The organism is Acinetobacter sp., assembly GCF_041919735.1.
Lineage (GTDB): Bacteria > Pseudomonadota > Gammaproteobacteria > Pseudomonadales > Moraxellaceae > Acinetobacter.
On sequence record NZ_JAYRTF010000028.1, the window covers coordinates 16,941 to 42,778 of the forward strand.

Below are 25,838 nucleotides of genomic sequence, written 5' to 3' on the forward strand. Positions count from 1 at the left end.
CAAGCCATGAAACAGTATAAAAAAGGACTGCTGTGCATAATGGTTTTATCAGCAATGTCATTGATGGCGGCTAATGATAATACCATTTATGTCAATACATTTGATGATGAAAATGGGGAGAACCTCAGTAATTGTTCATTGCGTGAAGCAATCATAACGGCCAAGAAAAATGCATCATTTGGCGGCTGCAGTGCAGGCAATACGTATGCAAGCCAGACAGATGCCATTCAGCTCAAAGAAGGTACATACGAGCTGACGAAAGGTGAACTTAAGCCCGAGTCATCTATTATTATTTGGGGGAAAAGCCGAAGCAACTTTAATCTTAAAAGTTCACTGAATAATCAATTTCCTGAACTTGAGGATATAAAAACTGTTATTGCAGCAAAAGATGCTAAATCACGTCTTTTTAATACTTCTGAAACGCGTGCAGATGTGCGGTTAGATGGTGTGGCACTCAAAAATGGCTATGCCAAAGATTATGGCGGCGCGGTATATGCAGGCGGTAATTTTACCATCAGTAATGGTGCGATTCTAAACGCAAAGGCTGATAAAGCCGGCGGTGCAATTTACATGCTTGCGCTTGATGCTGAAAAAGAAGTTAATCTGAATAGCATGCGTATTGAAAATAATAATGCACCAAAAGGCAGTGTGCTGGCGATGAGCTGCCTAGGCAATCTGAAGGACAATAAACCTGTCGTCAGTATTTCGCAAAGCAGTATTGTCAATAATGGTAATGCATCAAGTTTGAGCGCAATAGATTTATGCGGCAGTAATACGGTGACCTTTGAAGCGAATACCATTGCAAAAAATACTGCAAATGCTTCAGATGGCAGTATTATCCGTGCAATTTCTGATGGTTTGGACCGTTTAAGCCCTTACTCGGTGATATCCTTCAGCAGCAACACCATCATAGAAAATAATGCTTTTAGCACTTTGTATTATGATGATAATGCTTCTAAATATTTTTCTTATAATATTTTAGCATTTAACGGTAATGGCAAGTCTTGCCGTTATTTGAATAGCCAAACGCCAGACGAAGCGCTGCAGTTTGGCTTCCGCAACAATGCTGCTGAATTATCCAATGCGAATTGTGTGATTCCAGCCAAGGCGCTGATTGCGGATTCGGATACGGCTAAAAATATTGATGTCAGTGGTACTGCCCGTTCTGAATTGCTGACTGATTATCAGCAGGCATCTGTTTATAATAGGTTTTTACCTTTATATTATCCTTTGAAAAGTACGGCGGCTGTAAGCTTGCTGGATAGCGGATTTATAGGGTGTTCAAAATATGATCAACGTGGAATTGCACGGGATGCTGATACTTCATTGATGCTGAATCCAAGCATAGTGAATACTTGCGATATTGGCTCTGTTGAAAAATTAAATTTTGCGGCAGCTGATATTGATGAAATTGTAAATGTCTCACAGAAAGCAATGCTTGCACACTTGCAGGCGGATATTGATGATCTTAAAGCGGCCATTGCGAATCCAGCATTAGCAGAATATAAATATGCCAATGAATATGATTTAAAAGAGGCAGAAGCGTATTTGCCTCAGCTCAAAAATAATTTGATTTATCGTGCTATATATCAGGATCCTTTTGCTCTCGCTCTTCCGCAAGAAGTGGATGTCGGCAATACTCAGGAACGTAAATTACTGCCGCTGGATGCAGATCATTATGATGTCATAGCAACACGAATAGGCATTGGTACAGATTTATCTGTAGACAGCACTGGCAAACCTGTAATCAAGGGTGATCCTTCGGATTTAGTTTGCCGATGGGATGCCAGCCTTAAAAAAATTATGATCTACCGCACAGGCGGCAGTACCACATCGGGTCAATTCGCCTATTGCCAATATACATTAAAAGAAAAAACGGGAAGCAAGCTGGAATCGTCCGGCATGTTGACAGCGTCTTTTGTCAATATTGCGCCAATTGCGGTAAATGATGAATATCTAATGTCGACGGACAACAACCTAACAGTTCGCGTCAATCCGTTGGAAAATGATTCGGATGAAGGGGACGGGCCGCTTTCCACATTGCCTGCGGGTAAAACGGTTTGGCATAAAAATGCTGCAGGGCATGATGCGCCGATTTATTTTGAGAGCATTCCGGCTGGTTTAAAGTTTAATGCAGAATACGAAGGGCCATGTCCGGATCAACAGAAAAACACCTGTTATGGCGGTACGATTGAATTTTCATCCAAAAATGCATTCAATCAGTTCTCATTTAGTGTGCCTTATCATATTTATGATTCTGAAGGCGCTCAATCTGCTACGGCTTTCATTAATTTAAAAAACCCAGCGAAAAACACCAATGAAAGCGCGAGCGGCGGGGGCGGATCGTCCAGCATATTCGGTTTTATGGTTTTAGCAGGCTTGGCATTATTCAGAATGCGGAAATTAAAGGCGTAAATCACCATAAAAAAAGACCTCTATGCATAGAGGTCTTTTTTATTTCATGATTTATAAGGATAGCTTGATGAGGCAATGAAGAAACGGAATAGGGTTTAATTCCCAAGCATCTTAAGTTAATTCAGTGATGAATCACTTCAGGTGTAAGATATTTATCCATATATTCCTCGCGAATGGCTGTGCGTTCTTCTGGCGAGGCTTTTTGCAGGCGCTGGCCAAGGTCACGCCGTTCTTGAGTGCTCATTTTCTGCCAGGTTTCACGCATTTTTTGCTTTTCGGCTTCGGGCAGCTGATTGAACCAATCCATGCGCTGCTGCAGGCTGACGCTCTGTTCTGCAGGGATTTCTTTAAGGGATTGATAGCGCTTGATAAGCGCAGCCTGTTCTGAATCAGAAAGTGAATCCCATGTTTCAACATGGCTATCGGCATTTTTAGAAAAAATCCAAAAACGTTCGAAACCCGCAAAGCTGGTTTGCAGAAAACTGAATGCGCAAAAAGCAATTGCCAACTTTTTAGCTGCCATGAGACGCTTTGTCCTCACCTAAAACCATTAACATTTCTAAATCTTCAACCATTTGCGGTGAAAGTTTAGGTGCTGAAACAACTTGATTTTGCGGTTTTTCATTCAGTGTTGTAACCGAGTTCGGCAGCACAACAAAGCCTGCAATCGCAGCAGCTAATGCAAAGCCTGACATTTTCAATAAGCCGTAGCGTGATGTTTCACGTTCATGAATATTTTCGAGAACATTGTTCATCACAGCAGGCTTTTGAGCATGGTGCTGTGCGAGTCCATCAAGTTTGGAAGTTACTTGCTTTAAGAAATCATCTTGTTTCATTCGGATGACCCTCCCAGATGTGGATTCAAATGTGCTAAAGCAGTGCGCAAGCCTTGTATAGCACGGTGATAATGTGTTTTTACACTGCCTTCAGTGCAATTCATAATCTGCGCTGTGGTGTGCGTATCAAAACCTTCCCAAGCCCGCAGCATGAATGCCTGCTGCTGCCGGACAGGCAGTTGGGCAATCGCTTGCTGAATTTCTTCCGCAGTCACTTCACGGTCGATAAATTCGAAAGGATTGGGCGTGGATTCATCGACAACATCGTTCAGCTCTAAATCATCGTCATCTAAACTGACTTTTCTGAAAAATGATAAAGGCTGAGCGCGCCGAGCTTCTTTACGGCGCCAATCCTGCAGCTTGTTGTTTAAGATGGTGTAGAACAGGGGATACCATTCTTCAGTGGATTTGTCGGCATAAGATTTATGCAGGGAGATAAAAGCTTCCTGAACCAAATCCATGGCAATGCCATGCTGGTTTTGGGTGGCGCTTTCCATCATCACTAAAGCACGTCCAGTTACTTCATGCATGAAGTTTTTCAGGCGCGACTCAGCCGTGCTCTTAAGAACACTCGGGTCTGCCGTGTTTGACTGTTTTGGCGCTAAATCCATAGAGATGGAAAATCCCGTCATTGGATACCCACCATCGTTTCCAAGTTCATATACATATAACGTTTAACGTTGAAAACAATGGTTTGGTTGACAAATAAATTGTTATTTTTCTAGTCTAATCTATTTTTTGAATTGGGCGGACCCAATTCAAATAAAATAATGTATTAAAGACGTTGGCGGACCATTTCAAAGAAACAGACTGAACCGGCAATGGCGACATTTAATGATTCCTGGCCGCCAGGCTGAGGAATCACCACTGCTTCTGCATTTTCCAGCGCATATTCGCTTACGCCTTGGCCTTCATTGCCTAAAATCCATACGCAGGCTTTGCTTAAGTCTTTGGAGTACAGGCTGGTTGAGCGGTGTGAGCTGGTCACATACACCGGAATTTCGAAACGCGGCAAGATGTCTTCTAAAACGATGTTTTCGAAGGTGTGCAGTGAAAAATGCGCCCCCATGCCGGCACGCAGCACACGCGGAGACCACAGCGATGCAGAACCCTTGCTGCAGACCACTTGCTTGATGCCGGCAGCGGCAGCTGAACGCAGTAAAGTGCCGACATTGCCCGGATCTTGGACATTTTCCAGAATTAAGGTATCCGCATTGAATTTCAGCGCTTGGCTGGAGCTTGGCAGATCAATAATCGCTAAGCAGGCAAGAGTCGTGCCTAACGTGCTTAAATCTTTATACAGCGATTCGCCAATGACAAAAATATGTCCGGTGTAGCTGCGTAGAATTTCATCAAAGTCTGGATGTTCTAAGGCATGTTCGGTGGTGAAAATAGAATTGATTTTTCTATTTTCCTGCAGCCATGCAAGGCATAGGTGTGTGCCTTCCAGTACGGTTTGACCTTGCTTTTTGCGGTATGCGTTTTGATCGATCAGCCCGCGCAAATGCTTGATTTTCGGGTTGTCTTTAGACTCAAGAAAAATTGTAGCCATGGGAGATAAGTCCACGGTGATCAGGCAGGCCAATCACCGCTTGAGAGATGGGTTTAATGTATTAGTTATGGTAGCCGGTTACAAGATCGACTTCATTTTTTGAACCGATGATTACAGGCACGCGCTGATGCAATTCAGTCGGCTGAATATCCAGAATACGCACGCGGCCAGTTGTTGATGCGCCGCCAGCTTGTTCCATCAGCATGCTCATCGGGTTTGCTTCATACATTAAACGCAGGCGGCCCGCTTTTTTCGGATCTTTAAAATCGTATGGATACATGAAGATCCCGCTGCGGCACAGAATGCGGTGAATATCGCCGACCATGCAGGCAACCCAGCGCATATTGAAGTCTTTTTCACGCGGGCCAGTTTTGCCTGCAAGCAACTCATCGATATAGCGTTTTACCGGTTCTTCCCAGTGGCGCTGGTTCGATGCATTGATGGCATATTCTTTGGTATCCGCTGCAACTGTAATGGCATCTTTAGTCAGCAGAAATTCTTTAGTTTCAGGATCAAAAGTGAAGAACACTACACCTGCACCGACAGTCAAAGCCATCATGGTCGATGGGCCATACAGCACATAGCCTGCTGCAGCTTGGTTTACGCCCGGCTGCATGAAATCTTCAGCTTGCGTTACGGCATTTTTGGCAGGCAGAATGGAGAAAATTGTACCGACACACATGTTGATATCGATGTTGCTCGAGCCGTCTAGTGGATCAAAAAGAACCAGATAGTCGCCATTTTCTTGCGCAGGCGTGAATTCATCCAGCTCCTCAGAAGCCAAACCGCCGACATGCGGATGAACTTTAAGCGCATCAATCAGATAGTCATTTGAGATGACATCTAATTTCTTTTGTTCTTCACCTTGCACATTTTCGTGCTGCGCGCTGCCCAGTACGCCGGCCAAAGCGCCTTTTTGCAGCAGCAAATCGATGTCTTTGCAAGTATTGCCAATTGTTTCAATCACTTGAGCTAGAGCAGGGGTTAAATTTCCGCTTTGTTGTTGTAGAAATTGGGATAAGCTTAAACGTGACATAACCGGGATGCTCCAAAATAAAAGCGGTCAAAAATGATCGGAATAGAATTGCACAACATTTTAGATGAGAATGAGGCAAAAGAACAATTAAACTGTGTTATTTGCCGTGATTTTACCCTTGCAAGTCTTGCAGAACATGCTATGTTGAAAGCAGGAAACAGATGGATGACCAAGGAGCACAACAATGACCATTAAAAAATTTGATGCGACTCCAACACCGAGTGAAGGATTGAATTTAGATGACATTTCCAAGGATAAAGTGAAAGAAGCTTGGAGCGGCTATGAATCTAAAGCCGAGTACAAAAAATTCAATAAACACGATTTAATTGAATCCATGCAAAATTCTGAAGAAAGCGCAGAAAAGAAATCCGAACAGGCTTAAGCGGCCGCAATAAAAAAGCACTCATTGGAGTGCTTTTTTATTGCGGATGAAATATCTGCAATCAAGATGGCGGAAACCTGCAGCTTGCCGATGTCCGCCATTCATCTTTATAGCGGCAGATTATTTCAAAAGCGGCGGAACAGCTTCGTAGTTGATTTCTACACGGCGGTTTTCTTTCCAAGCGTTTTCATCATGGCCCGCATTGATCGGCATTTCTTTGCCATAGCTCACAGCTTCCAGCTGATTGGCGCTTACACCGCTGGTGATGAGGAAGCTCTCAACAGCTTTTGCACGGCGTTCGCCGAGCGCCATGTTGTATTCACGTGTGCCGCGCTCATCGGTATGGCCGGTTAACGCTACACGGGAGCTGGCATTGGCAACAAGGAATTGCGCATGCGCTTGCAGGGTTTGCAGGTCTTCATTGCTCAATTCTGTGCTGTCATAGTCAAAGTGCACAACGCGTTTGGCTAAAAATGCTTTATTTGCAGCCGTAACGCCTTTTGATGATGCGCCAGCAAGATTTTGCGCATTCAGCGCAGCATCTTCGCTTAAACCTTCAGTGTTGACGGTTGATGCGCTTGATGGATTTTGAGTCGCGTCAACATTGGCCGCAGGTTTGCGGTTTGCGCAGCCTGTCATAATCATGGCAGTCGCTAAAACAGGAAGAACAAATAATTTTACAGCGTTCATGATTCTCTCCATGATATTTCATTATGATTTAAAAGTTATTTTGGGGCCCAAGCCGGTTCACGCACTTCGCCTTGCTCACTTGGCAAGTTCACGCGGAAGCGGCCGTCTAAAGACATAATGGACAGCAAGCCGCGATTGCCTTCGCGTGTCGCATACACCACCATTTGCCCATTCGGCGAGAAGCTTGGCGATTCATCCAAACTGGTTGGCGTCAGGATGTTGGTTACGCCAGAATCAAGGCTCTGCACAGCGACTTTATAGTTGCTGCCGCTTGGGCGGTGAACCAGCGCAAGCTTTTTACCGTCTGCGCTTAATGTGCCGCGCGCGTTAAATGCGCCGCGGAACGTCAGGCGTTTGCTGCTGCCATCGGCAAAGCTGTAACGGTAAATTTGCGGTGAGCCGCCGCGGTCAGAGGTATAAATGAAAGATTTACCGTCTGGAGCATAGCGCGCTTCGGTATCAATCGCGCTGTCATTGGTCAGGCGCTGCAATTGGCGATTGTCCAAATTCATTTGGTAGATTTCAGGGTTGCCATGCATAGAGGCTGTAAACAGCATGCTTTTGCCGTCTGGCGAGAAGCTTGGCGCGCCATTCAAGCCGCGGAAGCTGGCCAATTTTTCACGGCCGCCCGTTGCTAAATCCTGCACATAGATGGCAGGGCGCTTGGTTTCAAAAGATACATAGGCAATCTTTTTTGCATCCGGTGTCCATGCTGGAGACAAAATCGGATCGCGGGAGGTCAAAATGGTGCGCGGCTGTTCGCCGTCGGTATCGGCAATTTGCAGCGTATAGCGCTGATCCGGTGTTGCAGGGTTGCGCAACACATAGGCAATGCGGCCGCTGAAATCACCTTGAATGCCTGTCAGCGCTTCATAAATTGCGTCGCTGATCATATGCGCTGCTTGGCGGATGCGTGAACCGGGCACAGTCAGCAATTCATTCAGCAGATACGTTTTTTTCTGCACATCATACAGCTGATAATGCACTTCGAATGATCCATCAGCGGCAGGCTTCATTGAGCCAGTGACCACATAGGGCACACCAGCCGCTTGCCATGCTTCTGCATTGGGCGCATTCATTGCCGCTGTAGCGGGCAGATTTTTAGATGAACTGGTGAATTTTCCAGAACGGTTCAAATCATTTTCAACAATCGGGTAAAGATTCTGGTCATTGCTGAAAGGCATAATCGCAATTTTAGGCGCTTCTTCTGGCGCTTTGGTAATTTCCAAATGCAGCTGCGCATGTAATTGTGTGATTAAAACCGGACTTAATGCTGTTAGAACGGCTAAGCAGAGCAGATGTTTTCGCGTCATTTCCATCATTCGCTGAATACTCTAAATCTAGAATTTCTTGTTACTGTGAATGTGTCACATAATGGCATGTTTTTTAAATATTGAAAGTACAACATTATGATTAATCTGTTATTCGTCTGTGAATTCGTGTCTAAATAACTGCAGTTTATGATGACGCTTTCTTTAAAAATACAATGTTCCGCTTAACGGATGTTCTTATTTAAATTGAAAGGACATATAAATGAACCGAGATTCACGTTGGGCATCCGGATTTTCAGGCAATTCAAAAGGCGCAGCACAGTGAATGGCTTTTTCAATACTGTCTTTAAAAGCCTGATTTGGTGCGTCGCTAATGACGATAGACTGAATCGAACCTGATGGCGTTAAAATAATTCTTGCATGGGCTTTCTGCTCACTTGAATCCGCTGGTACTTCCCAATGGCTAAAGATTAAATGCTTAATTTCGGCTTTGGCCTCAGATGCAAGCCTCTTGGCTTCTGATTTACGAGAAGCCTCAGCGGTTGCTGCGCGTTTAGCTGTTGCTGTTTTTTGTTCAAGTTCACGTTTATATTGCTCAGAATATGCCTTTGCTGCAGCCATGGGTGCATTCGCGGAACTCGCCGCTATTTTTTCGGGCTGATTCTGAGCAGCTGATTGAAAACTGGTAGGGTTTGCAAAGCAGAATGATGAGCAGCCTGCCATTACAGAAAATAGAAGCAAAAAATTCAAGAGATGCATTATTTGAGCTGAATCCTATTCATCGTTCAATGAGTGAGAGTATTTTAGTTATTTAGACCAAAAGCTTGATGTGAAGCTTTTCACTTGTTTGCGCGCTTCAGGGTTGGAGGGCATCGGGAAGGGTGCAGCAGCTCGGATTGCGGTTGCAATACTGTTTTTCATATCCAGATCATTAGACTCTATATGAATAGAACGGACGGAACCGTTGTCAGCGAGTGTGATGTGAGCAGTTGCAGATTTACCCGCAGAACCAAGAGGAACATGCCAAGCGCGTCTAATTTTATTTGCAAAATCTTTTTTTGCAGAAAGCGCAATTTCTTTTGATTCAGCTTTTCTCTTTGCGGCCTCTTCATCTAATAATTTAGATGGAGCGTGTGAAATGGCTTTAGGCGGCATTTGTATGTTTTGAACAGGTGTGCCAAGAGTGCTTTGAGGCTCATTTTCTTTTAACAGGGCATTGAATTGATTGGCGGAAACATGATCGGGCAGCGCCGAAGAAGGGAGGTAAATCGAACGGTTTTCAGCAAATGTTTGGGTGCCTAGCAGCACTAGCGTCGAAAATAAAAAGAATGTTTTCATGTCATATGATTCGGCCAAGTAAATGAAAAAATCCCCGCAACGCATGCAGGGATTTACAAAACTTAATTTGAAGATTTGAAGGTTGAAGTAAAGCTTCGCGCTTCAGCTCTAGCATCAGGGTCACTTGGCATCGGGTAAGGCGCGGCAGCACGGACGGCCGCTTCAATACTGGCTTTCATATCTGGATCGCTGGAATTTACAATCACCGAACGAACTGAACCACTGTCAGATAGAGTGACACGAGCTGTCGCTGTTTTACCAGCAGAGTCAGAAGGTGTATCCCAAGCGCGCTTGATCTTGTTTTCAAAATCTTTTTTAGCTGTTGATGCAATCTTCTTGGCTTCAGCTTTTTTCTGTGCTGCTTCTTCAGCCGCTTTGCGTGCAGATGATGCTTTGGCTTCTTCAGCTGCACGTTCACGCGCTTCGGCATCGGCTTTCGCTTTAGCATCAGCCTTGGCTTGTGCATCGGCTTTCGCCTTGGCATCCGCATTAGCTTTAGCTTGTGCATCTGCTTTCGCTTTAGCGTCTGCTTTTGCCTTGGCATCCGCATTGGCTTTGGCTTGTGCATCTGCTTTCGCTTTAGCGTCTGCTTTCGCCTTGGCATCCGCATTGGCTTTGGCTTGTGCATCTGCTTTCGCTTTAGCGTCTGCTTTCGCCTTGGCATCCGCATTGGCCTTCGCTTGTGCATCAGCCTTCGCTTTAGCATCCGCTTTCGCCTTGGCTTGCGCATCTGCTTTCGCTGTGGCTGCAGCTTTGGCTTTATCGGCTTCGGCTTTTCTTATCGCATCGGCACGAATTTTTTCCGCTTTGGCTTGGGCATCTGCATCGGCTTTACGTTTTGCTGCGTCTGCATTGGCTTTAGCCGCTGCCGCAGTTTTGGCCTTTGCCGCGTCTTCTGCGCGCTGACGGGCGGCTTCAGCTTTGGCTTCTTGCTGTGCTTTCAGTTTTGCCGCTTCGGCTGCTTTTTGATCTTGAACGCGCTTGGCCTGATCCGCGGCTTTTTGTTCAGCCAGCTGCTGCGCTTTGGCTGCGGCAAGCGCTTGCTGCGCGGCGAGCTGCGGATCTGCTTTCGGCGCTTCGGCAGGCTTAGGCGGCGCAGCCGTTGGAATTTCTGGTGCAGGTTCTACACTGGGTTCCGCGGTTTGAGTGATGTGCTCAGCGACATTTTCATGCGCTGTTTCATCAAACTCAGTTTCTTCGCGCGTTATCGGTTTTAAATCTTCCGGCTTAACTAAAACTGTGGTGATTTTTTTCGGCGGCTCAGGCGGTTTACTCATGCCCAAATAAAGCAAGCCAACCACTGCAATGACATGCACGCCAAGCGTGAAGCCAATCGCAACGGCTTTTTGTTTAAAAGGCGGCTTTTTAAAATTGTTCATAAATTACTTTAATGGCTCAGTCAGTAAACCTACTTGTGTTAATCCTGCATCCTGAAGGGCTGACATGAGTTTCATGACTTCGCCATAAGGACGGGTTTCACTGCCGTTGATAAGCACACTCATTTGTTTCTTTTGTTCGGCGGCCTGATTTTGCGATTCAGTCAAAACCGCTTTCAGCTCATCGAGTGTGAGGATGTCATTTTTATGGGTTTTATCTTCAAGTTTAATTGTGCCGTCGGCTTCAAGGGTCACAATAGCCGGGCGGTCTTCGGCCTGCATCGGCGTGCCGTTGGCTTGCGGCAAGTCAACTTTAACACCCGTGGTAATCATTGGGGCAGTCACCATGAAGATGACCAAAAGCACGAGCATGACGTCAATATAAGGCACGACGTTCATGTCACTTTTTAAAGGTTTTTTGATGCGCTCAAAGCGTCCAGAACGTTGAATAGCCATCAGTGCTGTTCCTGATCAGAACCCAATGACTGGCGCTGCAGCAAAGCCACCATTTCTTCAGCAAATAGCGCGCGGTCGGAATAGACCGCTTCACCCTTGGCAGTGTAGTGGTTGAAGGCCAAAACAGCAGGAATGGCGGCAAATAAGCCGATTGCTGTGGCAATCAAGGCTTCGGCAATGCCGGGCGCAACCGTGGCTAAAGTAACTTGGTCAACATCAGCGAGACCAATAAAGGCATTCATAATGCCCCAAACGGTGCCAAACAGGCCGACATAAGGTGCAACAGAACCAATGCTGGCCAGTGCGCCTAAGCCTTGCTCTAGAGCGCCTTGGTCGCGGCTTAAGCCAACACGCAAAATGCGTTCAGTACCTTCAATGCTTTGCACAGCAGGGGCATTGCGTTTTTTCAACTTTAGAAATTCGCCCAAGCCCTGATAGAAAATATCTTCCAGCCCCACACGTTTAGAGTTGAGCTGAGCATTGTTGTACAGGGTATTCAGTTCGGCGCCAGACCAGAAGATTTTTTGAAAATGTTCATCATCGGCCTGCGCCTTTTTATAACTCATATGCAACTTGGCAATCAGATACCAGCTGTACAGCGAGGCCAATAAGAGCAGAAGCATTACCAGCTGTACAACGGGGCTTGCTTGTAAAATTAAATCTGATACGTGAAGGGTAGATTCGAGTTGAGTTGCCATAGTTACATTAAGCCAATTAATTTTTTTAATCTTGTTCCAATTCTTTCAGAATCAGTTTACGGATTTCCTCAGGAAGCCGTGTTGGACGCATGCCGTCTACGCTGATGCAGGCCAATTCCACTTCGCCGGAAGCAAGCATGATTTCACCACGATAAATATTTTGTTGCAATACAAATGACGTTGATTTACATGAAACCACACTTGCTGTAACAGTAATCAAGTCATCCATTAATATAGGGCGTGAATATTTAACATTTATTTTATGCACGACAAAATTATAGTCTTTTTGATGCCAATAGTGATCAACGCCTGATGCGCGAAGCCATTCTGTACGTGTACGTTCCATGAAGCGGATGTGGTTGGCATGATAAACGATACCGCCTGCATCTGTATCTTCAATGTAGACACGAATGTTGAATTCGAATTTATTCGCCATGAGAGTGTTCCGTCTGTTTTTAAATCTGATGAGTTTTGACTGCACTGAGAATACGAAATCTGTATGTTGAAAACATGACTTCAAATGTTTAAATCGTCAAGTGCATCAATGACGGGCAGTTTAGCACTCTGAAAATTCACTCCAATGGCACAAGATTTCAAATCCAAGGCACATGTGTGCTTTATGTTTCATGAAAATCTGCTGTGCATTATAGGGCTTCATACTGTTGTGCTGAAGATTGCAGATGAACAAGCAGTCACAGCAATAAAAAAAGTGAGCTGTATCGGCTCACTTTTTTGATGGCGGTCTATTTGCTCAGCAAAGCCTTATTTTTGATTCCATGCATTTTGAACTTGGGCCGCTGCTTTGGGATATTCCATGACAAATTTCATGTGGCTTTTAACGCCTGTTTTTAAGGTTGCATCATCGACGATAAACATCGGATTATGATTGGGCGCGGCTTTTGCCATATCTTGATCCGCAGGTGTTGCGCCAATAAATATGAATAGGGAAGGCATCAGCTGGCCATAATACGCAAAATCTTCACTGGCGCTGGCGTTATTGTCCAGTACATGCAGTTTTTCTTGACCATTGATTTTCGCTAATGCCGGCTGCATGAGTTTGGTTAAGGTTTTGTCATTAACCGTCACAGGCGCATATGGCGCGATTTCTACTTTTGCTGTTGCATCATTGGCCTGAGCATTGTGTTCTATCAATTTAGGCAATTCATTTAATATGCCTTTACGCACGTCTTCATTGTTGGAGCGGATGGTGCCGACCATATTGACTTGTTCAGGAATAACATTGCCTGTTGTACCGCCTTGAATGCTGCCAATGCTGATTACCCCCATGCCTTTGGTTAAATCCGCTCTGCGGCTCACTAAGCTTTGCATGTTGCTGATCATTTGCGAAGAGGCATAAATAGGGTCACGCCCCAGCCAAGGCATGGAACCATGCACCTGTTTGCCGTTAACTTGAATGCGTAAATGGTCTGCGCTGTTTAAGATGGCGCCATCTTTATAGAAAATATGGCCGCTGGGCATGCCAGCCATGACGTGCATGCCGAAAATGACTTCTGGCTTTGGATTGTTCAATGCACCATCAGCAATCATTTTGCGTGAACCGATTTGACTGCCTTGTGTAAAATTATCAACATCGGCGCCGCCTTCTTCAGCAGGCTGGAAAACAAATACAACGGTGCCGGCGATTTTATCTTTATTGGCTGCCAGCGCTTTGGCTGCGCCTAAAAGCATTGCCGTATGCGCATCATGACCACAGCCATGCATGACAGATGTTTCCTTGCCCTGATAAACAGCTTTCGCTTTACTGGCAAAAGATAGTCCAGTTTTTTCTTCAATGGGCAGGGCATCCATATCTGCGCGGAGGGCCATAACAGGCCCAGCTTGCCCGCCCTTTAAAATGCCGATCACTCCAGTTTTGGCATAGCCTTTGCGGACTTCAATGCCATAAGATTTTAATTCCTTTTGTACAAGTTCAGAAGTTTTAAACTCCATATTGCCTAATTCTGGGTGTTGATGAATATGCTGACGCAACTTAATAGTATAGCTTTCGACATTTTGGGCTGAGTCATCAATCCAGTCTGCAAGGCTCAGCTGGCTGCATAGGAAGAGGGGAAGGCTTAGGCAAATTTTTTTGTACATATCCATATCTTTGAAAAATCCTTAAATGTTTGAATCAATTAAAAGGATGTTCTAGGATGGCACAATGCATGAATTTAGAACAAAACCCTTTAAGTATTTTAAAATGCATATGAAATATAGAATGCTTTAGTGATTGGAATATAAAGATTTTATTAGATTGATTTTTGCGGCCTGAGATAACAGCCCTGTTAAATATTTGAGTTTAAAATGAGCGGTTTTTTGAAATATATCCTGATCTTTGCTCTAGGCTTTGGCCTATGGTCATATTGGCTGAAAGATGACGGCGGCATTTCAGATGCGTCCGATTATAAATCTGCCGCAGGCATCCATCAGTTTCAGGGTTATAGCATGACCAATTTGGAACCTTATAGCGGTGAGTTCCGGGTTTTATCTAGGGAAAATTATAATTTTGGCCGTGAATCCGAGATTAGCCCGGTGGATTTTGCTCTGGGATGGGGAGCAATGGCTAATCCTGAGGTTTATAAGCAGCTGTCGATCACTCAGAGCAACCGCTGGTATTACTGGCGTTATGAAAATTCACCGCCTATTCCAGTCAATGAAATTTCAACGCACAGCGCCAATACGCATTTAATTCCTGCGACCAATCAGATTGCAAAGCAGCTGAAAGCTATTGATCAAGATGATTTGATTTATTTGAAAGGGCAATTGGTGGAAGTCAAGGCACAAGATGGATGGACTTGGCGGAGTTCGTTAAGCCGTGAAGATACGGGAAATGGTGCATGTGAGTTGATGTTGGTGGAAGATGTGAGGGTGATTTCTAAGTCTTAGATCTTTTATTTGTTGAATTAAGCAAGAATATGATTTTGTGGAGAGGGTGAGCTAATTGAACTTGGTTCCAGACACTTTTTTTAATGTTGTATGTGATTAATTTTTTATATGGTTTGGTCTATTTGCTTTTGATGGGACAAAAGTAACAAAATCCCTCTGTTGGATTGAGGGTATGTCCTGAGCAAGCTTTAAGCATTGCTTTAAAGCGTAGCGCAAGTCAATCCAACGGGCGACATCCATGTCGCCTGTCATGTGATTTTTTGAAGTGATAATTCTCAATAATAAAAATATAAGTTTATGATTTAGATTAAAATGTTTTCAGATAATATTTTGATTTTTAAGGGATAGGAATTGGCGAACCAACTAGAAAATTCAGATTTAATAATTCAACTACCATGGACAGTGCCACAGCAACCGAACGTACAAACGGTAGTCGTTCAGCAGCCTGCTAAAACTCATATGGACCTTAATGCTTCTACGGATAAAACTGCAATTTCATCTTTTGCACTTTCAGTAGTGATTGCACTGATTTTGGGAGGTTTGGCAACATGGTTGGCATATTGGTATGGACAGAAGAGTTTTAAATTGACCGAAATGTCTTTTAAAACAGTAAGTGAGGATATTAAACAGGCTGCAGAAACACAGAGGAATACCACGGAAAAGTTGATCAAAAGTCAAGAGAACTTAAAAAGAATGGATATCATGACGGAAAGATGTAATGCAATTCGTTTGCTTGCTGCTGAATTTATTTCATTATGTGAGTATCTAATGTATGAAGCTAAAAATTTACAAAACAATTTAGAGGGGGATATACCTAGCGACTATTTAAAAGAGTTAACCGATAAAAGAGACTTAATGGAAATAAATGGAACAAGATTGGAGCTGTATTTAGAAAGATCTCAATTACGCGCTAATATTCTTTTCTTTAAAAGAGGGTTAATTCGCGATATTACTCCTGGCTTAAGAAGGCGAAAACATACAGTTGAGTTAGAGGATTGGAAAGAAAAAATTATAATATTTAAACAAGAGTTGGCTAATTACTTCGAAGAAGAATTAATAAAAGTAACAAATAAGGGAGAATAGTCTCCCTTTTAATTATTTCTCTTTTGGTTCAGGCGGCGTCAGGCCAAACTGCAAATAGGCCATATTGGTGGCAATGCGGCCGCGCGCAGTACGCATCACATAGCCTTGTTGAATCAAATACGGTTCAATCACATCTTCAAGCGTGCCTGAGTCTTCTGCCATCGCTGCTGCCAACGCTTCTACACCGGCAGGGCCACCGTCAAAACGTTCCAATAGCATTGAAAGATAACGGCGGTCTAAAGTATCTAAACCGTCTTTATCCACATTCAGCATATCCAGTGCGCGCTGCGCCATGTCTTGAGTGACTTCACCTGTGCCTTTGACTTGCGCATAATCGCGCACGCGGCGCAGCAGGCGGTTGGCAATACGCGGTGTGCCGCGCGCCCGGCGGGCGACTTCTTGCGCGCCGTCTTTGGTAATCGGTACATCCATTAAATTGGCAGAGCGGGTCACAATATGCGTGAGATCCGCCACGCTGTAGAACTCTAAGCGCTGCACAATCCCAAAACGGTCACGCAGCGGAGAAGTCAGCAGGCCTGCGCGTGTGGTCGCCGCAACTAAGGTAAAAGGCGGCAAATCCAGTTTAATTGAACGGGCAGCAGGGCCTTCACCAATCATGATGTCCAGCTGGTAATCTTCCATGGCGGGATACAGGATTTCTTCAATGACCGGAGACAGACGGTGGATCTCATCAATAAACAGCACATCGCCTTCTTCTAGGTTGGTCAGCATCGCAGCCAAATCGCCTGCGCGCTCCAGCACTGGGCCTGAGGTCGATTTGAGGTTGCCGCCCATCTCACGGGCAATGATATTGGCCAGTGTGGTTTTGCCTAAACCCGGCGGGCCGAAAATCAGGGTGTGATCCAGCGCCTCTTCACGGCCGCGTGCTGCACCGATAAAGATTTCCATTTGTTCACGGACCACAGGCTGCCCGATGTAGTCTTCGAGGGAGGTTGGGCGGATGGCGCGATCAAAGTGATCTTCTGGTTTTTCGGAACCACTGATGAGACGGTCTTGCATAAGTTTGGCTTCAATTAATGCGATTTAAAAAAACAACAAACATGCGTTAGGCATGGCGGGGTCTTTTCAATACTATTTTTACTTCGGGAATAACCTGCGGTTCGCCTTACTTTTGTTTAGGCAAAAGTAAGCAAAACCATTGTCATTCGCAAAACTCGTCGAATGTTGATTTGAATCAACTATAGCGCAGAAATATTATCCTGCAAATGTTTCCTGCCTCGAACAGTTGCGAATGATATTTTCGCGTATCACTCTGTCATTGTGATTAAGTGTATAAAGTTTTACTTATTCATTGATTTAAGTGCCGCACGGATAATGTCGCTGGCTTCGGTAAAGTCACCTTTGGCGGCATTGACCAGTTTTTGCGCTTCGGCAGGTTTATAGCCTAAGGACTGCAGGGCGGCTTCGGCTTCTGCAACAGCAGAGTTGCCAGTGAATTGAATTTGTTCAGCAGTCGAGTTGCTCGGCGCTGTACCGGAAGACATGGCTTTAAAGCGGTCGCGCAGTTCAATCATTAAGCGTTCAGCGGTTTTTTTACCGACACCTGGGACTTTAACCAGAGTATTCAGATCTTCATTTTCTACAGTGTGAATCAGCATCTCGACACTTAATGTAGACAGGATTGCCAATGCCATTTTAGGACCGACACCGTTCACTTTCAGCAGGGTGCGGAAAATGGTTTTTTCCTGCGCATTGGCAAAGCCGAACAGAAGCTGTGCATCTTCGCGCACCACCAAATGCGTCCATAACGTCACTTTCTGACCTTTCTGCAATTGGCAGAATGTAGACAGCGGTGTATCTACTTCATAACCTACGCCATTTACATTCAACAGCACTGTTGAAATTTCCAGTGCAAGCACTTCACCAATGAGACATCCGATCATTTCATTTTTCGCTTTATATCAGTTCATAAATGGGCATTCACCCAGATTTTCAATGTGTTGTGAGATTAGCGTGAAGCCCAGTGAAATACCAGCCTTCATGCGGTTTTAAGTTCTAAAAAAAACCAACCTTGTTGCCTTGCAATTCCTGCGCAAGGTTATAGGCCTGATGGTCTGAAAACTTAGAAATAATATCTAAAACCAGCATGATGTTGTCATAGTGGTCATCACTGAAATGCGCTCCAGAACGCTGTAAAATAGACATCAGGCGCTGTTCTTTAAAGCTCAAGGTTTTGTGCGGCGTGGTCAATGGAATAAAGGCATCCAAAATATTCTGCAGGCTTTGATGCGCAATGATTTCCAATCCTGCTTTGTGCGGATGTTCAAAAATTTTATCCCGCGCCAAGTTTTTCGCAAGGTTGATGCCTCGCGCAATATCTTCCGAACAGTAATCCAGCAGGCTGCCTTGCAGCTGTCCCGATAGGATTTCAAAACGATGCTTGGCAAATGCCGAGGTCACTTCATCGACCAGACGTTTCATGACACGCCCGCGCAGCGCGGCAATTTTTTGCTGCCAAGTGGTGTTCATGGTCAGTTCGGCAGGCACGCCGTAATCGGCGATTAAATTCAGGAAAACCGGCTCAACTTCTTCATAGCTCAGCATATTGAGGATAATGCCATCTTCCAGATCAATCAGCGCATAGCACATGTCATCCGCGGCTTCGAGCAAGTAGGTCAGCGGATGGCGGCAATAGTGATAATCGCCCAATTGAATCAAGCCCAATTGCTCTGCAATTTGCTGCAAAATGTCTTTTTCAGCCTGATAGCAGCCGAATTTCGCACGCTTGCTGGCAGGCGTATTGCCTTGCGATGCAATGGTTTTAGAAAGCCATGGGTACTTTAAGTAAGCCCCTAATGTTGCGTAAGTTAGGCGCATGCCGCCGTCATTCGGATGATAATCAATTTTGGTCAGCAGGCGCAGGCCTTGCGCATTGCCTTCAAATTGGCGCACATCAGCTTCTTGTTCGGGGCTGAGGTCTTTGAGAAAATCGGTATGCGAGGCATCATCAAACCATTCACGAATCGCATATTCACCGGCATGACCAAAGGGGGGATTTCCAATATCATGCGCTAAGCAGGCGGCCTGAATAATCGCACCGACATCTGCGGGTGAAATCCACACCGGCAATTCATCTTTGATTTTTTCTGCAGCCAGCATGCCTAGTGAGCGGCCGATGCAGGACACTTCCAATGAATGGGTCAAGCGGGTGTGAATGCCGTCATGCTGTGTCAGCGGATGCACTTGGGTTTTGCGGTTCAGCTGGCGGAAGCTTTGCGAAAAAATAATGCGGTCATAATCTTTATGAAAAGGGCTGCGCGCCTGTTCAGAACTTTGTTTTTTACTGCCTATGCGAACTGTCGAAAGCAGTTCGAGCCAACGCATTTGAGTCATTTATCATTATTCAGTCATATCCTTTAAGCATCATGCCAAATTTGCAGGAAAAGCACTAGAGTCCGGCGTCATATCCTGTCACTTTAAGCCAGAAAACCGGCATTGCTTTGGCTGCCGAAAGATTGGCGGATGGATATTGGAAGCATCAAGGATTGGCTACACTTACTTAAATTATCTAGTGGAGCTGACTGTAGCCGTTTAAACTCTTCAAATTGATCAGAAAATATAAATTTAGGTGCGTGTATGAAGTTTATCGGCAGTGCGGTTTTAATGTTGGCGCTTTCCTCAGCGGTATATCTGTCTGGGTGTGCGTCAAATCCAAGCGCACCAGCTGTACAGCAGGCATCTGCGCCGCCTTTGCTTTTAGACAGCAGTAAAATGATGACGCATTTGCAGGCGCTGCAGGGTATTGCGCAGCAGCATGGCGGCAACCGTGCAGTAGGAACCCCAGGCGGTTTAGCCACTGCGCAGTATATTTTGGATGAGGCGAAAAAATCTGGGTTGCAGGCGCAGATGATTCCGTTTGAAAACCGCAGCAAAACTGTTGGCCAAAATATTATTATTGAAATACCAGGCAAATCCAAAGACAGCGCGGTGATTGCCGGCGCGCATTATGATTCAGTGAAAATGGGGCCGGGCATCAACGATAACGGTTCAGGCGTAGCGCTGCTGCTGGAGCTGATGCACACATTGGCTGCACAAAAAGAGAAACCGAAACATACCGTGTATTTGGCTTTTTGGGACTCAGAAGAAGAAGGCATTGCCGGCTCGCAAGCGTTTGCAGAAAAACTGACGCCAGAGCAGCTCAAAGGCATCAAAGCCTATATTAATGTCGATATGGTGGGCACGAAAAATCCAGATATTTTAATTGCAGATGCCGATCATTCTTCCGTTCTGGAGATGGAAAAAATGCTGAAAGAGCGCGGCATGGCAGAAGCGGATTACCGTCCATTGCTGGATGCGCTGCGCAGCATTCCGCATCATGCGGATGATCTGCAGCTGGAAAATATTTTGAAAGCTTATTTTCAAAGCAAAGGCCTTAAAATCAGAGAAGATGTTTCGACATTGACTGCAAGCGATACAGCGCCATTTTTAGGCAAAGTGCCTGTGGCATCGATTATTTTATTCAATGAGCAAATGAAAGGAGATGAGCTGGAGTTTGCGCCGTGCTATCACAAAGCATGTGACACTTTGGATGGCGTTGATCCGAAATCATTGCAAATTGCCGCTGATGCTGTGACGCATCTGCTGGGCGTTCTTGAAACGAAATAAGCCGGCAGTTTCACTGTTTGAATTATTTAGATACATGCCCATTCAATATAATATTCAAGAAATATTCAATTTTTTTATCTGAAAATAAAGAAATTCTGGGTATTTCTTGCAGGATTATCGCGGAGAAACCTGCTTTGGCATCTAGCTGATTTTGCCAATACACAGTAGAATATGCGCTCTCTTCAAGTCACATTGCGGCATGGTCCAAAAGATCAGCCCGTGGAGCCAAAATCAGCATGTTTATCGTGGCCGGTGCATCAGCACACTCTTCTTTTAAGAAAACGCAACTATTAACACGTCTATCTTCTATTAGTTCTGTTCAAGAAATTGAAAGCCAATGGGTTTATTTATTTGACCAAGCGCTGAATGAGCAACAGCAGCAATCTGCTTTACAGCTTTTAAACGATGGTCAATCTTTTGAACTGCGCCAAGCTGCAAGTGATGAAGTCCAGATTTTAGTGACGCCGCGTGTCGGCACGATCTCTCCGTGGTCGTCAAAAGCAACAGATATTTTCGCCAACTGCAATACACCGGTTCACCGTCTTGAACGCGGTGTTTTGTTCACTTTGAAGGGTGTAAATGCTGTTTCAGATGGAGTGAAACTTGCACTGCATGACCGGATGACTGAAAGCGTATTCAATCAAATTGAAGAAGCTGCAGCATTATTCTCTGAAACGGAACCAAAGCCTTTAAACTCAATTGATATTTTGGGTCAAGGCAAAGAAGCATTAGTAAAAGCCAACTCTGAATTCGGTTTTGCGCTTTCTGATGAAGAAATTGACTATTTAACTGACGCTTTCACAAAAATGGGCCGCAACCCGCATGACATCGAATTGATGATGTTTGCGCAAGCGAACTCTGAGCATTGCCGTCATAAAATCTTCGGTTCTGAATGGACAATTGATGGCGAAGTTCAGCCATTGTCATTGTTCCAAATGATTAAAAATACTTATAAAGAATCTCCAACAGATGTGTTGTCTGCTTATAAAGATAACGCCTCTGTCATCGTGGGCTTTGATACACAGCGTTTCTATCCGAAACAGGACGAAGAAACCGGCCACCACGTTTATAAATACAAGAGCCAAGCCGCTCACATCCTGATGAAAGTGGAAACCCACAACCATCCAACAGCGATTGCGCCATTTGCCGGTGCAGCGACAGGTTCGGGCGGTGAAATCCGTGATGAAGGCGCAACAGGCCGCGGCGGTAAACCAAAAGCAGGCTTAACGGGCTTCACGGTTTCTAACTTGAATATTCCGGGCTTTGAACAGCCTTGGGAAGAAAACTACGGCAAGCCATCACGTATGGCATCGCCGCTTCAAATCATGATTGAGGGCCCATTGGGCGGCGCTGCATTCAACAACGAATTTGGACGTCCTGCGCTAAATGGTTATTTCCGTACTTTTGAACAAAATGTTAATGGTGATGTAAAAGGCTTCCATAAGCCAATTATGATTGCCGGCGGTTACGGCAACATCCGTCCAGACCACGTGGAAAAAGATGCGATTCAGCCGGGTGATTTACTCATCGTGCTTGGCGGTCCTGCAATGCTGATCGGTCTTGGCGGCGGTGCAGCATCTTCTGTAGACAGCGGTAAATTGGGTGAAAACCTAGACTTCGCTTCTGTACAGCGTGAAAACCCAGAAATGGAACGCCGCTGTCAAGAAGTGATCGATGCCTGCTGGCGCATGGAAGATTTCAACCCGATCGTGTCTGTACATGACGTGGGCGCGGGCGGTATTTCCAATGCAATGCCTGAATTGGTGAATGACCATGAATTAGGCGCAATCCTTGATCTTCGTAAAATTCCATCTTTAGAGCCAGGCATGTCTCCAATGGAGATCTGGTCAAACGAAGCGCAAGAACGTTATGTCTTGGCGATCCGTCCATCATCTTTAGAACTCTTTGAATCGCTATGCGCACGTGAACGCTGCCCATTTGCAGTTCTTGGTGAAGCGACTGAAGCGCGCCACTTAACGGTTGAAGATCCATTGTTTGAAAACAAAGCAGTGGATATGCCAATGCAAGTGATGCTTGGTGGCACACCGCGCATGAGCCGTTCATATGAAACGATTGAACGTCAAGGCGATGACTTCACAGCAGAAAAAGTAACTGATCTGAAAGATGCGATTTACCGTGTTCTGAAGAACCCAACAGTTGCGTCTAAATCATTCCTGATCACCATTGGTGACCGTTCGATTACTGGTATGGTTGCACGTGATCAGTTTGTCGGCCGTTGGCAAGTGCCTGTTGCAGATGCAGCAGTAACTACAACCAGCCTTGTCGGCTACACTGGTGAAGCGATGGCAATGGGTGAGCGTCCGCCAGTTGCATTGCTGAATCCTGCGGCATCTGCACGTTTATCGGTTGCAGAGTCAATCTCGAACATCATGTCTGCAAAAATTGAGCAGATCAGCGACATTAAATTGTCTGCAAACTGGATGGCCGCTGCAGGTCAAAAAGGTGAAGACCAAGCACTATTCGAAGGCGTTAAAGCCATCGGTATGGAAATGTGTCCTGCACTCGGTATCGCAATTCCAGTCGGTAAAGACTCATTGTCTATGCGCACCACTTGGAATGATGAAGGTGAAGACAAATCAGTAACTTCTCCAATGTCAGGTGTGATCACCGCTTTTGCTCCAGTGACGGATGTACGTAAGACATTAACGCCTGAATTGAAAAACGAAGAATCAGTACTGGTTCGTATTGATTTGTCTAAAGGTCAATTCCGTCTTGGCGGTTCGATCTTAGCTCAGGTTTATAAAGCGATCGGTTCTGTCACCCCGGATGTAGACAGCTTCGATGACTTCAAAGCGTTCTTCGCATTGGTTCAAGACTGGAACAACCGTGGCTTAATTAAGGCGTATCACGACATCGGTGATGGTGGCTTATTGGCAACTGTTGCAGAAATGATGTTCGCTGCGCGCTTAGGTGTTGCGCTAGAAGATCAATCAACTGCGAGTCTATTTGCAGAAGAAATTGGTGCAGTATTGCAAATTTCTAAAGCAGATTGGGCAGCATTAGAAGCGGAAGTTGCGGCATCGAGCTTAAAAGATGCAATTGCAGTGGTGGGTACAGTTAATAATACTGACCAATTGACTGTAAATGGTTTAGTACTTGAACGTGCAGACTTGCAAGTGGCTTGGACTGAGGTATCACATCAGATCCAACGTTTACGTGACAACGTAGAAACAGCGGATCAAGAATTTTCCTTGATCACGGACAAAGCACACGCAGGTTTAATTGCAAAACCAACGTTTGACTTGAACGAACCAATCGAAGCGCCGTACATCAACGAACGCCGTCCAAACATGGTGATTCTGCGTGAACAAGGCGTAAACGGTCATGTTGAAATGGCTGCGGCATTCGACAAAGTGGGCTTCAACACGGTTGATGTGCACATGAGCGACTTGCTTGCTGGCCGTATCAGCCTTGATGACTTTGAGGGTCTTGTAGCTTGTGGTGGTTTCTCTTACGGTGACGTAATGGGTGCTGGCGGTGGTTGGGCAAAATCAGTGTTGTTCAACCCGAAACTGCGTGACCAATTTGAGAAATTCTTCAACCGTGACGAAACGTTCTCTCTAGGTATCTGTAACGGCTGTCAAATGCTGTCTCAGCTTGCACCGTTAATTCCGGGTGCTGAAGCTTGGCCACGTTTCCACCGCAATACATCTGAAATGTTTGAAGCGCGTGCAGTCAACGTACGTGTTGAGAAATCAAACTCAGTATTGCTAGAAGGTATGGAAGGTTCGATCTTGCCGATCGCGGTTGCGCATGGTGAAGGCCGTGTGGTGACAAGTGCGGATAACTTGGCGGCATTAAATGCAGGTGATCAAGTGATCTTGCGTTATGTGGATAGTCAAGGTAACCCAACTCAGCACTATCCAATGAACCCGAACGGTTCGCCAGAAGCGATTTCAGGTGTAACGTCTAAAGATGGTCGTGCAACGATTATGATGCCGCACCCTGAACGTAACTTCCGTGCAGTACAGCATTCTTGGAAGCCTGAAGATTGGACTGAAGACGGTGCTTGGTTACGCATGTTCCGCAATGCACGTAAATTTATCGGTTAATTTTTTATAAATTAATCTTTAAAAAAGCCGCCTTCGGGTGGCTTTTTTATGCTTTAAATTTTACCGGTTGATATAATAATTATTGTGAATCTATGATTTTGCTCCTATAATTCCATCCGAATTTTTGACCACCTGCGGGTGGTTTTTTGTTGGTTATAAATTTTTACTTCTCCCGCTGGACTTGGTTTGGATTTTGCTTTTATATTGATATGAACATGATATGGCGTAATAAATGCACAAATATTAGATCTCTTTCAAAAGTCAAAAATATTCAGAATTAATAATGAAAAGTTCCTTCTCCCTTTGGGAGAAGGTTAGGATGAGGGGGAATTTTCATATAAATCCTCTCCCTAGCCCTCTCCTTTTAAAGGAGAGGGAACATCCATTATGAACTGAATAGTGGTTATATTTGATTTATGGAAGAAGTCTATTATGCAACATAGAAGAAAGATAGATCACTAAACCAACTCAGTATCAATGCTCATGTATGAGGTGATGACATGATTAAAACAGCGAAGTATGAAGCAGTAGATAAGTCTGCTTTGCGCAAAAAAGGATGGATGTTATTTGCCGTTGTTTTGGGCTTGCAATTGATTTTCTTGATTTTAGGTTATGCGTTGCAGATGTGATCTTTTGTAATGAGTTAATGTTTAGTTTAGCCTTACTTTTGAAGCATCAAAAGTAACAAAAATGCTTTGTCAGACTGATGGAGCGTCCTTGCCCCACAGTCTGACAGGCGACATCCATGTCGCTAGTCATGTGATTTAATTTAGTCTTTGAAAATTTTGTCGTAGAAATAGCTAAAATCATCTAAGACTAGATATTCATTATCTTTAAAATTTTGAACTATATCCTCATCGCCAAATGTTGGATCTAATTGACGCTCAATGAAGTTGATAAATTCAAGCGGTTGCTTTGGTACAAAAACTTTTTTATTGCCTTGTAGTCGATAAATGTATAATTCTCTTAATTGTTTGATTTTTAGAATTAGATAATTAACCCGAATCCTGCTTAAGCCAATGATTCCATAATTTGAATTGTTGGTTTATTTTGATGATTAAGTTGATATGCACATAACGATGCGTAAATTCCACTCAGAAACCCATGAATGCTACGAGCT

25 protein-coding genes and 1 pseudogene are annotated in these 25,838 nt (G+C 44.8%); 8 read left to right on the forward strand and 18 right to left on the reverse strand.

The window, feature by feature from the left end:
* The first annotated feature begins 6 nt into the window (after nt 1-6).
* A complete protein-coding gene (locus ACE3T3_RS14045; RefSeq protein WP_374667979.1) occupies nt 7-2,415 on the forward strand; it encodes a CSLREA domain-containing protein in 2,409 nt (802 codons plus the stop codon).
* Between the two features lie 121 nt (nt 2,416-2,536).
* Here ACE3T3_RS14045 and ACE3T3_RS14050 read toward each other — a convergent pair whose 3' ends face one another.
* The 5 genes from ACE3T3_RS14050 to ACE3T3_RS14070 form a co-directional block, all read right to left on the reverse strand.
* The gene (locus tag ACE3T3_RS14050) at nt 2,537-2,938 is read right to left on the reverse strand and encodes a DUF3106 domain-containing protein (protein WP_374667981.1); all 402 of its coding nucleotides are present in this window, start codon (nt 2,936-2,938) and stop codon (nt 2,537-2,539) included.
* Complete coding sequence (locus ACE3T3_RS14055; protein WP_374667983.1) at nt 2,928-3,251, reverse strand: hypothetical protein; 324 nt, start codon at nt 3,249-3,251, stop codon at nt 2,928-2,930. The genes ACE3T3_RS14050 and ACE3T3_RS14055 overlap by 11 nt, the downstream gene beginning before the upstream one ends.
* Nucleotides 3,248-3,862 carry an RNA polymerase sigma factor gene (locus ACE3T3_RS14060; RefSeq protein ID WP_374668024.1) on the reverse strand — a complete coding sequence of 205 codons (615 nt, stop codon included), beginning with the start codon at nt 3,860-3,862 and terminating at the stop codon, nt 3,248-3,250. The genes ACE3T3_RS14055 and ACE3T3_RS14060 overlap by 4 nt, the downstream gene beginning before the upstream one ends.
* Before the next feature lie 164 nt (nt 3,863-4,026).
* Nucleotides 4,027-4,803 carry a TrmH family RNA methyltransferase gene (locus ACE3T3_RS14065; RefSeq protein ID WP_374667985.1) on the reverse strand — a complete coding sequence of 259 codons (777 nt, stop codon included), beginning with the start codon at nt 4,801-4,803 and terminating at the stop codon, nt 4,027-4,029.
* 61 nt (nt 4,804-4,864) lie between these two features.
* The gene (locus ACE3T3_RS14070; protein ID WP_374667987.1) at nt 4,865-5,839 is read right to left on the reverse strand and encodes a class 1 fructose-bisphosphatase; all 975 of its coding nucleotides are present in this window, start codon (nt 5,837-5,839) and stop codon (nt 4,865-4,867) included.
* Between the two features lie 33 nt (nt 5,840-5,872).
* Here ACE3T3_RS14070 and ACE3T3_RS14075 point away from each other — a divergent pair, with 33 nt between their 5' ends.
* Both ACE3T3_RS14075 and ACE3T3_RS14080 read left to right on the forward strand, forming a co-directional pair.
* Nucleotides 5,873-6,034 (forward strand): hypothetical protein, encoded by a 162-nt coding sequence (locus tag ACE3T3_RS14075; RefSeq protein ID WP_374667989.1) that lies wholly within the window; start codon nt 5,873-5,875, stop codon nt 6,032-6,034.
* A complete protein-coding gene (locus ACE3T3_RS14080; RefSeq protein WP_374667991.1) occupies nt 6,024-6,221 on the forward strand; it encodes an NF038105 family protein in 198 nt (65 codons plus the stop codon). Before ACE3T3_RS14075 ends, ACE3T3_RS14080 begins: the two co-directional genes overlap by 11 nt.
* A gap of 120 nt (nt 6,222-6,341) precedes the next feature.
* Here ACE3T3_RS14080 and pal read toward each other — a convergent pair whose 3' ends face one another.
* From pal to ACE3T3_RS14125, 9 genes are all read right to left on the reverse strand, one after another.
* Nucleotides 6,342-6,911, reverse strand: a complete 570-nt coding sequence (pal, locus tag ACE3T3_RS14085; protein ID WP_374667993.1) for a peptidoglycan-associated lipoprotein Pal — start codon at nt 6,909-6,911, stop codon at nt 6,342-6,344.
* 35 nt (nt 6,912-6,946) lie between these two features.
* Nucleotides 6,947-8,230 carry a Tol-Pal system beta propeller repeat protein TolB gene (gene tolB, locus ACE3T3_RS14090; protein WP_374668026.1) on the reverse strand — a complete coding sequence of 428 codons (1,284 nt, stop codon included), beginning with the start codon at nt 8,228-8,230 and terminating at the stop codon, nt 6,947-6,949.
* A 189-nt stretch (nt 8,231-8,419) separates the two neighbouring features.
* The gene (locus tag ACE3T3_RS14095) at nt 8,420-8,941 is read right to left on the reverse strand and encodes a TonB C-terminal domain-containing protein (protein ID WP_374667996.1); all 522 of its coding nucleotides are present in this window, start codon (nt 8,939-8,941) and stop codon (nt 8,420-8,422) included.
* Nucleotides 8,942-8,989: 48 nt separating this feature from the next.
* Nucleotides 8,990-9,520: a cell envelope integrity protein TolA gene (locus tag ACE3T3_RS14100; RefSeq protein ID WP_374667998.1), complete on the reverse strand. Its 531-nt coding sequence runs from the start codon at nt 9,518-9,520 to the stop codon at nt 8,990-8,992.
* A 62-nt stretch (nt 9,521-9,582) separates the two neighbouring features.
* Complete coding sequence (tolA, locus tag ACE3T3_RS14105; protein ID WP_374668000.1) at nt 9,583-10,899, reverse strand: cell envelope integrity protein TolA; 1,317 nt, start codon at nt 10,897-10,899, stop codon at nt 9,583-9,585.
* Between the two features lie 3 nt (nt 10,900-10,902).
* The gene (gene tolR, locus ACE3T3_RS14110) at nt 10,903-11,352 is read right to left on the reverse strand and encodes a protein TolR (protein WP_374668002.1); all 450 of its coding nucleotides are present in this window, start codon (nt 11,350-11,352) and stop codon (nt 10,903-10,905) included.
* Nucleotides 11,352-12,050: a protein TolQ gene (tolQ, locus tag ACE3T3_RS14115; protein ID WP_374668004.1), complete on the reverse strand. Its 699-nt coding sequence runs from the start codon at nt 12,048-12,050 to the stop codon at nt 11,352-11,354. The genes tolR and tolQ overlap by 1 nt, the downstream gene beginning before the upstream one ends.
* 25 nt (nt 12,051-12,075) lie before the next feature.
* A complete protein-coding gene (ybgC, locus tag ACE3T3_RS14120) occupies nt 12,076-12,486 on the reverse strand; it encodes a tol-pal system-associated acyl-CoA thioesterase (RefSeq protein WP_067668753.1) in 411 nt (136 codons plus the stop codon).
* Between the two features lie 326 nt (nt 12,487-12,812).
* Nucleotides 12,813-14,147 (reverse strand): amidohydrolase, encoded by a 1,335-nt coding sequence (locus ACE3T3_RS14125; RefSeq protein WP_374668028.1) that lies wholly within the window; start codon nt 14,145-14,147, stop codon nt 12,813-12,815.
* A gap of 207 nt (nt 14,148-14,354) precedes the next feature.
* On the opposite strand from ACE3T3_RS14125, the gene ACE3T3_RS14130 reads away from it, so the two are divergent.
* Nucleotides 14,355-14,936, forward strand: coding sequence for a hypothetical protein (locus tag ACE3T3_RS14130; RefSeq protein WP_374668006.1), 582 nt, complete (start codon nt 14,355-14,357; stop codon nt 14,934-14,936).
* Nucleotides 14,937-15,287: 351 nt separating this feature from the next.
* Nucleotides 15,288-16,019, forward strand: coding sequence for a hypothetical protein (locus ACE3T3_RS14135; protein ID WP_374668008.1), 732 nt, complete (start codon nt 15,288-15,290; stop codon nt 16,017-16,019).
* A 12-nt stretch (nt 16,020-16,031) separates the two neighbouring features.
* On the opposite strand, the gene ruvB is transcribed toward ACE3T3_RS14135, so the two are convergent.
* From ruvB to ACE3T3_RS14150, 3 genes are all read right to left on the reverse strand, one after another.
* Complete coding sequence (ruvB, locus tag ACE3T3_RS14140; protein WP_374668010.1) at nt 16,032-17,039, reverse strand: Holliday junction branch migration DNA helicase RuvB; 1,008 nt, start codon at nt 17,037-17,039, stop codon at nt 16,032-16,034.
* A 281-nt stretch (nt 17,040-17,320) separates the two neighbouring features.
* Nucleotides 17,321-17,923 (reverse strand): Holliday junction branch migration protein RuvA, encoded by a 603-nt coding sequence (gene ruvA, locus ACE3T3_RS14145; protein ID WP_374668012.1) that lies wholly within the window; start codon nt 17,921-17,923, stop codon nt 17,321-17,323.
* Between the two features lie 112 nt (nt 17,924-18,035).
* Nucleotides 18,036-19,373: a deoxyguanosinetriphosphate triphosphohydrolase gene (locus tag ACE3T3_RS14150; RefSeq protein ID WP_374668014.1), complete on the reverse strand. Its 1,338-nt coding sequence runs from the start codon at nt 19,371-19,373 to the stop codon at nt 18,036-18,038.
* A 243-nt stretch (nt 19,374-19,616) separates the two neighbouring features.
* Between ACE3T3_RS14150 and ACE3T3_RS14155 the strand changes: the two genes are divergently transcribed.
* From ACE3T3_RS14155 to ACE3T3_RS14165, 3 genes are all read left to right on the forward strand, one after another.
* Complete coding sequence (locus ACE3T3_RS14155) at nt 19,617-20,645, forward strand: M20/M25/M40 family metallo-hydrolase (protein WP_374668016.1); 1,029 nt, start codon at nt 19,617-19,619, stop codon at nt 20,643-20,645.
* A gap of 236 nt (nt 20,646-20,881) precedes the next feature.
* Entirely contained in the window at nt 20,882-24,718 is a 3,837-nt protein-coding gene (gene purL / locus ACE3T3_RS14160) for a phosphoribosylformylglycinamidine synthase (protein ID WP_374668018.1), read from the forward strand.
* A gap of 500 nt (nt 24,719-25,218) precedes the next feature.
* The gene (locus ACE3T3_RS14165; protein WP_374668020.1) at nt 25,219-25,347 is read left to right on the forward strand and encodes a KGW motif small protein; all 129 of its coding nucleotides are present in this window, start codon (nt 25,219-25,221) and stop codon (nt 25,345-25,347) included.
* Between the two features lie 382 nt (nt 25,348-25,729).
* Here ACE3T3_RS14165 and ACE3T3_RS14170 read toward each other — a convergent pair.
* Nucleotides 25,730-25,838, reverse strand: a pseudogene (locus ACE3T3_RS14170) (IS982 family transposase); the annotation flags it as partial.

Bases quoted from the DNA above. Each gene is read 5' to 3' on its own strand.
- ACE3T3_RS14070 (WP_374667987.1), bottom strand. From the start codon at position 5,839: ATGTCACGTTTAAGCTTATCCCAATTTCTACAACAACAAAGCGGAAAT.
- ACE3T3_RS14075 (WP_374667989.1), top strand. From the start codon at position 5,873: ATGATCGGAATAGAATTGCACAACATTTTAGATGAGAATGAGGCAAAA.
- ACE3T3_RS14155 (WP_374668016.1), top strand. From the start codon at position 19,617: ATGAAGTTTATCGGCAGTGCGGTTTTAATGTTGGCGCTTTCCTCAGCG.
- ACE3T3_RS14055 (WP_374667983.1), bottom strand. From the start codon at position 3,251: ATGAAACAAGATGATTTCTTAAAGCAAGTAACTTCCAAACTTGATGGA.
- ACE3T3_RS14095 (WP_374667996.1), bottom strand. From the start codon at position 8,941: ATGCATCTCTTGAATTTTTTGCTTCTATTTTCTGTAATGGCAGGCTGC.
- ruvA (WP_374668012.1), bottom strand. From the start codon at position 17,923: ATGATCGGATGTCTCATTGGTGAAGTGCTTGCACTGGAAATTTCAACA.
- ACE3T3_RS14165 (WP_374668020.1), top strand. From the start codon at position 25,219: ATGATTAAAACAGCGAAGTATGAAGCAGTAGATAAGTCTGCTTTGCGC.
- tolB (WP_374668026.1), bottom strand. From the start codon at position 8,230: ATGGAAATGACGCGAAAACATCTGCTCTGCTTAGCCGTTCTAACAGCA.
- ybgC (WP_067668753.1), bottom strand. From the start codon at position 12,486: ATGGCGAATAAATTCGAATTCAACATTCGTGTCTACATTGAAGATACA.
- ACE3T3_RS14060 (WP_374668024.1), bottom strand. From the start codon at position 3,862: ATGGATTTAGCGCCAAAACAGTCAAACACGGCAGACCCGAGTGTTCTT.
- ACE3T3_RS14080 (WP_374667991.1), top strand. From the start codon at position 6,024: ATGACCATTAAAAAATTTGATGCGACTCCAACACCGAGTGAAGGATTG.
- tolA (WP_374668000.1), bottom strand. From the start codon at position 10,899: ATGAACAATTTTAAAAAGCCGCCTTTTAAACAAAAAGCCGTTGCGATT.
- ACE3T3_RS14045 (WP_374667979.1), top strand. From the start codon at position 7: ATGAAACAGTATAAAAAAGGACTGCTGTGCATAATGGTTTTATCAGCA.
- ACE3T3_RS14100 (WP_374667998.1), bottom strand. From the start codon at position 9,520: ATGAAAACATTCTTTTTATTTTCGACGCTAGTGCTGCTAGGCACCCAA.
- tolR (WP_374668002.1), bottom strand. From the start codon at position 11,352: ATGGCTATTCAACGTTCTGGACGCTTTGAGCGCATCAAAAAACCTTTA.
- purL (WP_374668018.1), top strand. From the start codon at position 20,882: ATGTTTATCGTGGCCGGTGCATCAGCACACTCTTCTTTTAAGAAAACG.
- ACE3T3_RS14050 (WP_374667981.1), bottom strand. From the start codon at position 2,938: ATGGCAGCTAAAAAGTTGGCAATTGCTTTTTGCGCATTCAGTTTTCTG.
- tolQ (WP_374668004.1), bottom strand. From the start codon at position 12,050: ATGGCAACTCAACTCGAATCTACCCTTCACGTATCAGATTTAATTTTA.
- ACE3T3_RS14125 (WP_374668028.1), bottom strand. From the start codon at position 14,147: ATGTACAAAAAAATTTGCCTAAGCCTTCCCCTCTTCCTATGCAGCCAG.
- ACE3T3_RS14130 (WP_374668006.1), top strand. From the start codon at position 14,355: ATGAGCGGTTTTTTGAAATATATCCTGATCTTTGCTCTAGGCTTTGGC.
- ACE3T3_RS14150 (WP_374668014.1), bottom strand. From the start codon at position 19,373: ATGACTCAAATGCGTTGGCTCGAACTGCTTTCGACAGTTCGCATAGGC.
- ruvB (WP_374668010.1), bottom strand. From the start codon at position 17,039: ATGCAAGACCGTCTCATCAGTGGTTCCGAAAAACCAGAAGATCACTTT.
- ACE3T3_RS14065 (WP_374667985.1), bottom strand. From the start codon at position 4,803: ATGGCTACAATTTTTCTTGAGTCTAAAGACAACCCGAAAATCAAGCAT.
- pal (WP_374667993.1), bottom strand. From the start codon at position 6,911: ATGAACGCTGTAAAATTATTTGTTCTTCCTGTTTTAGCGACTGCCATG.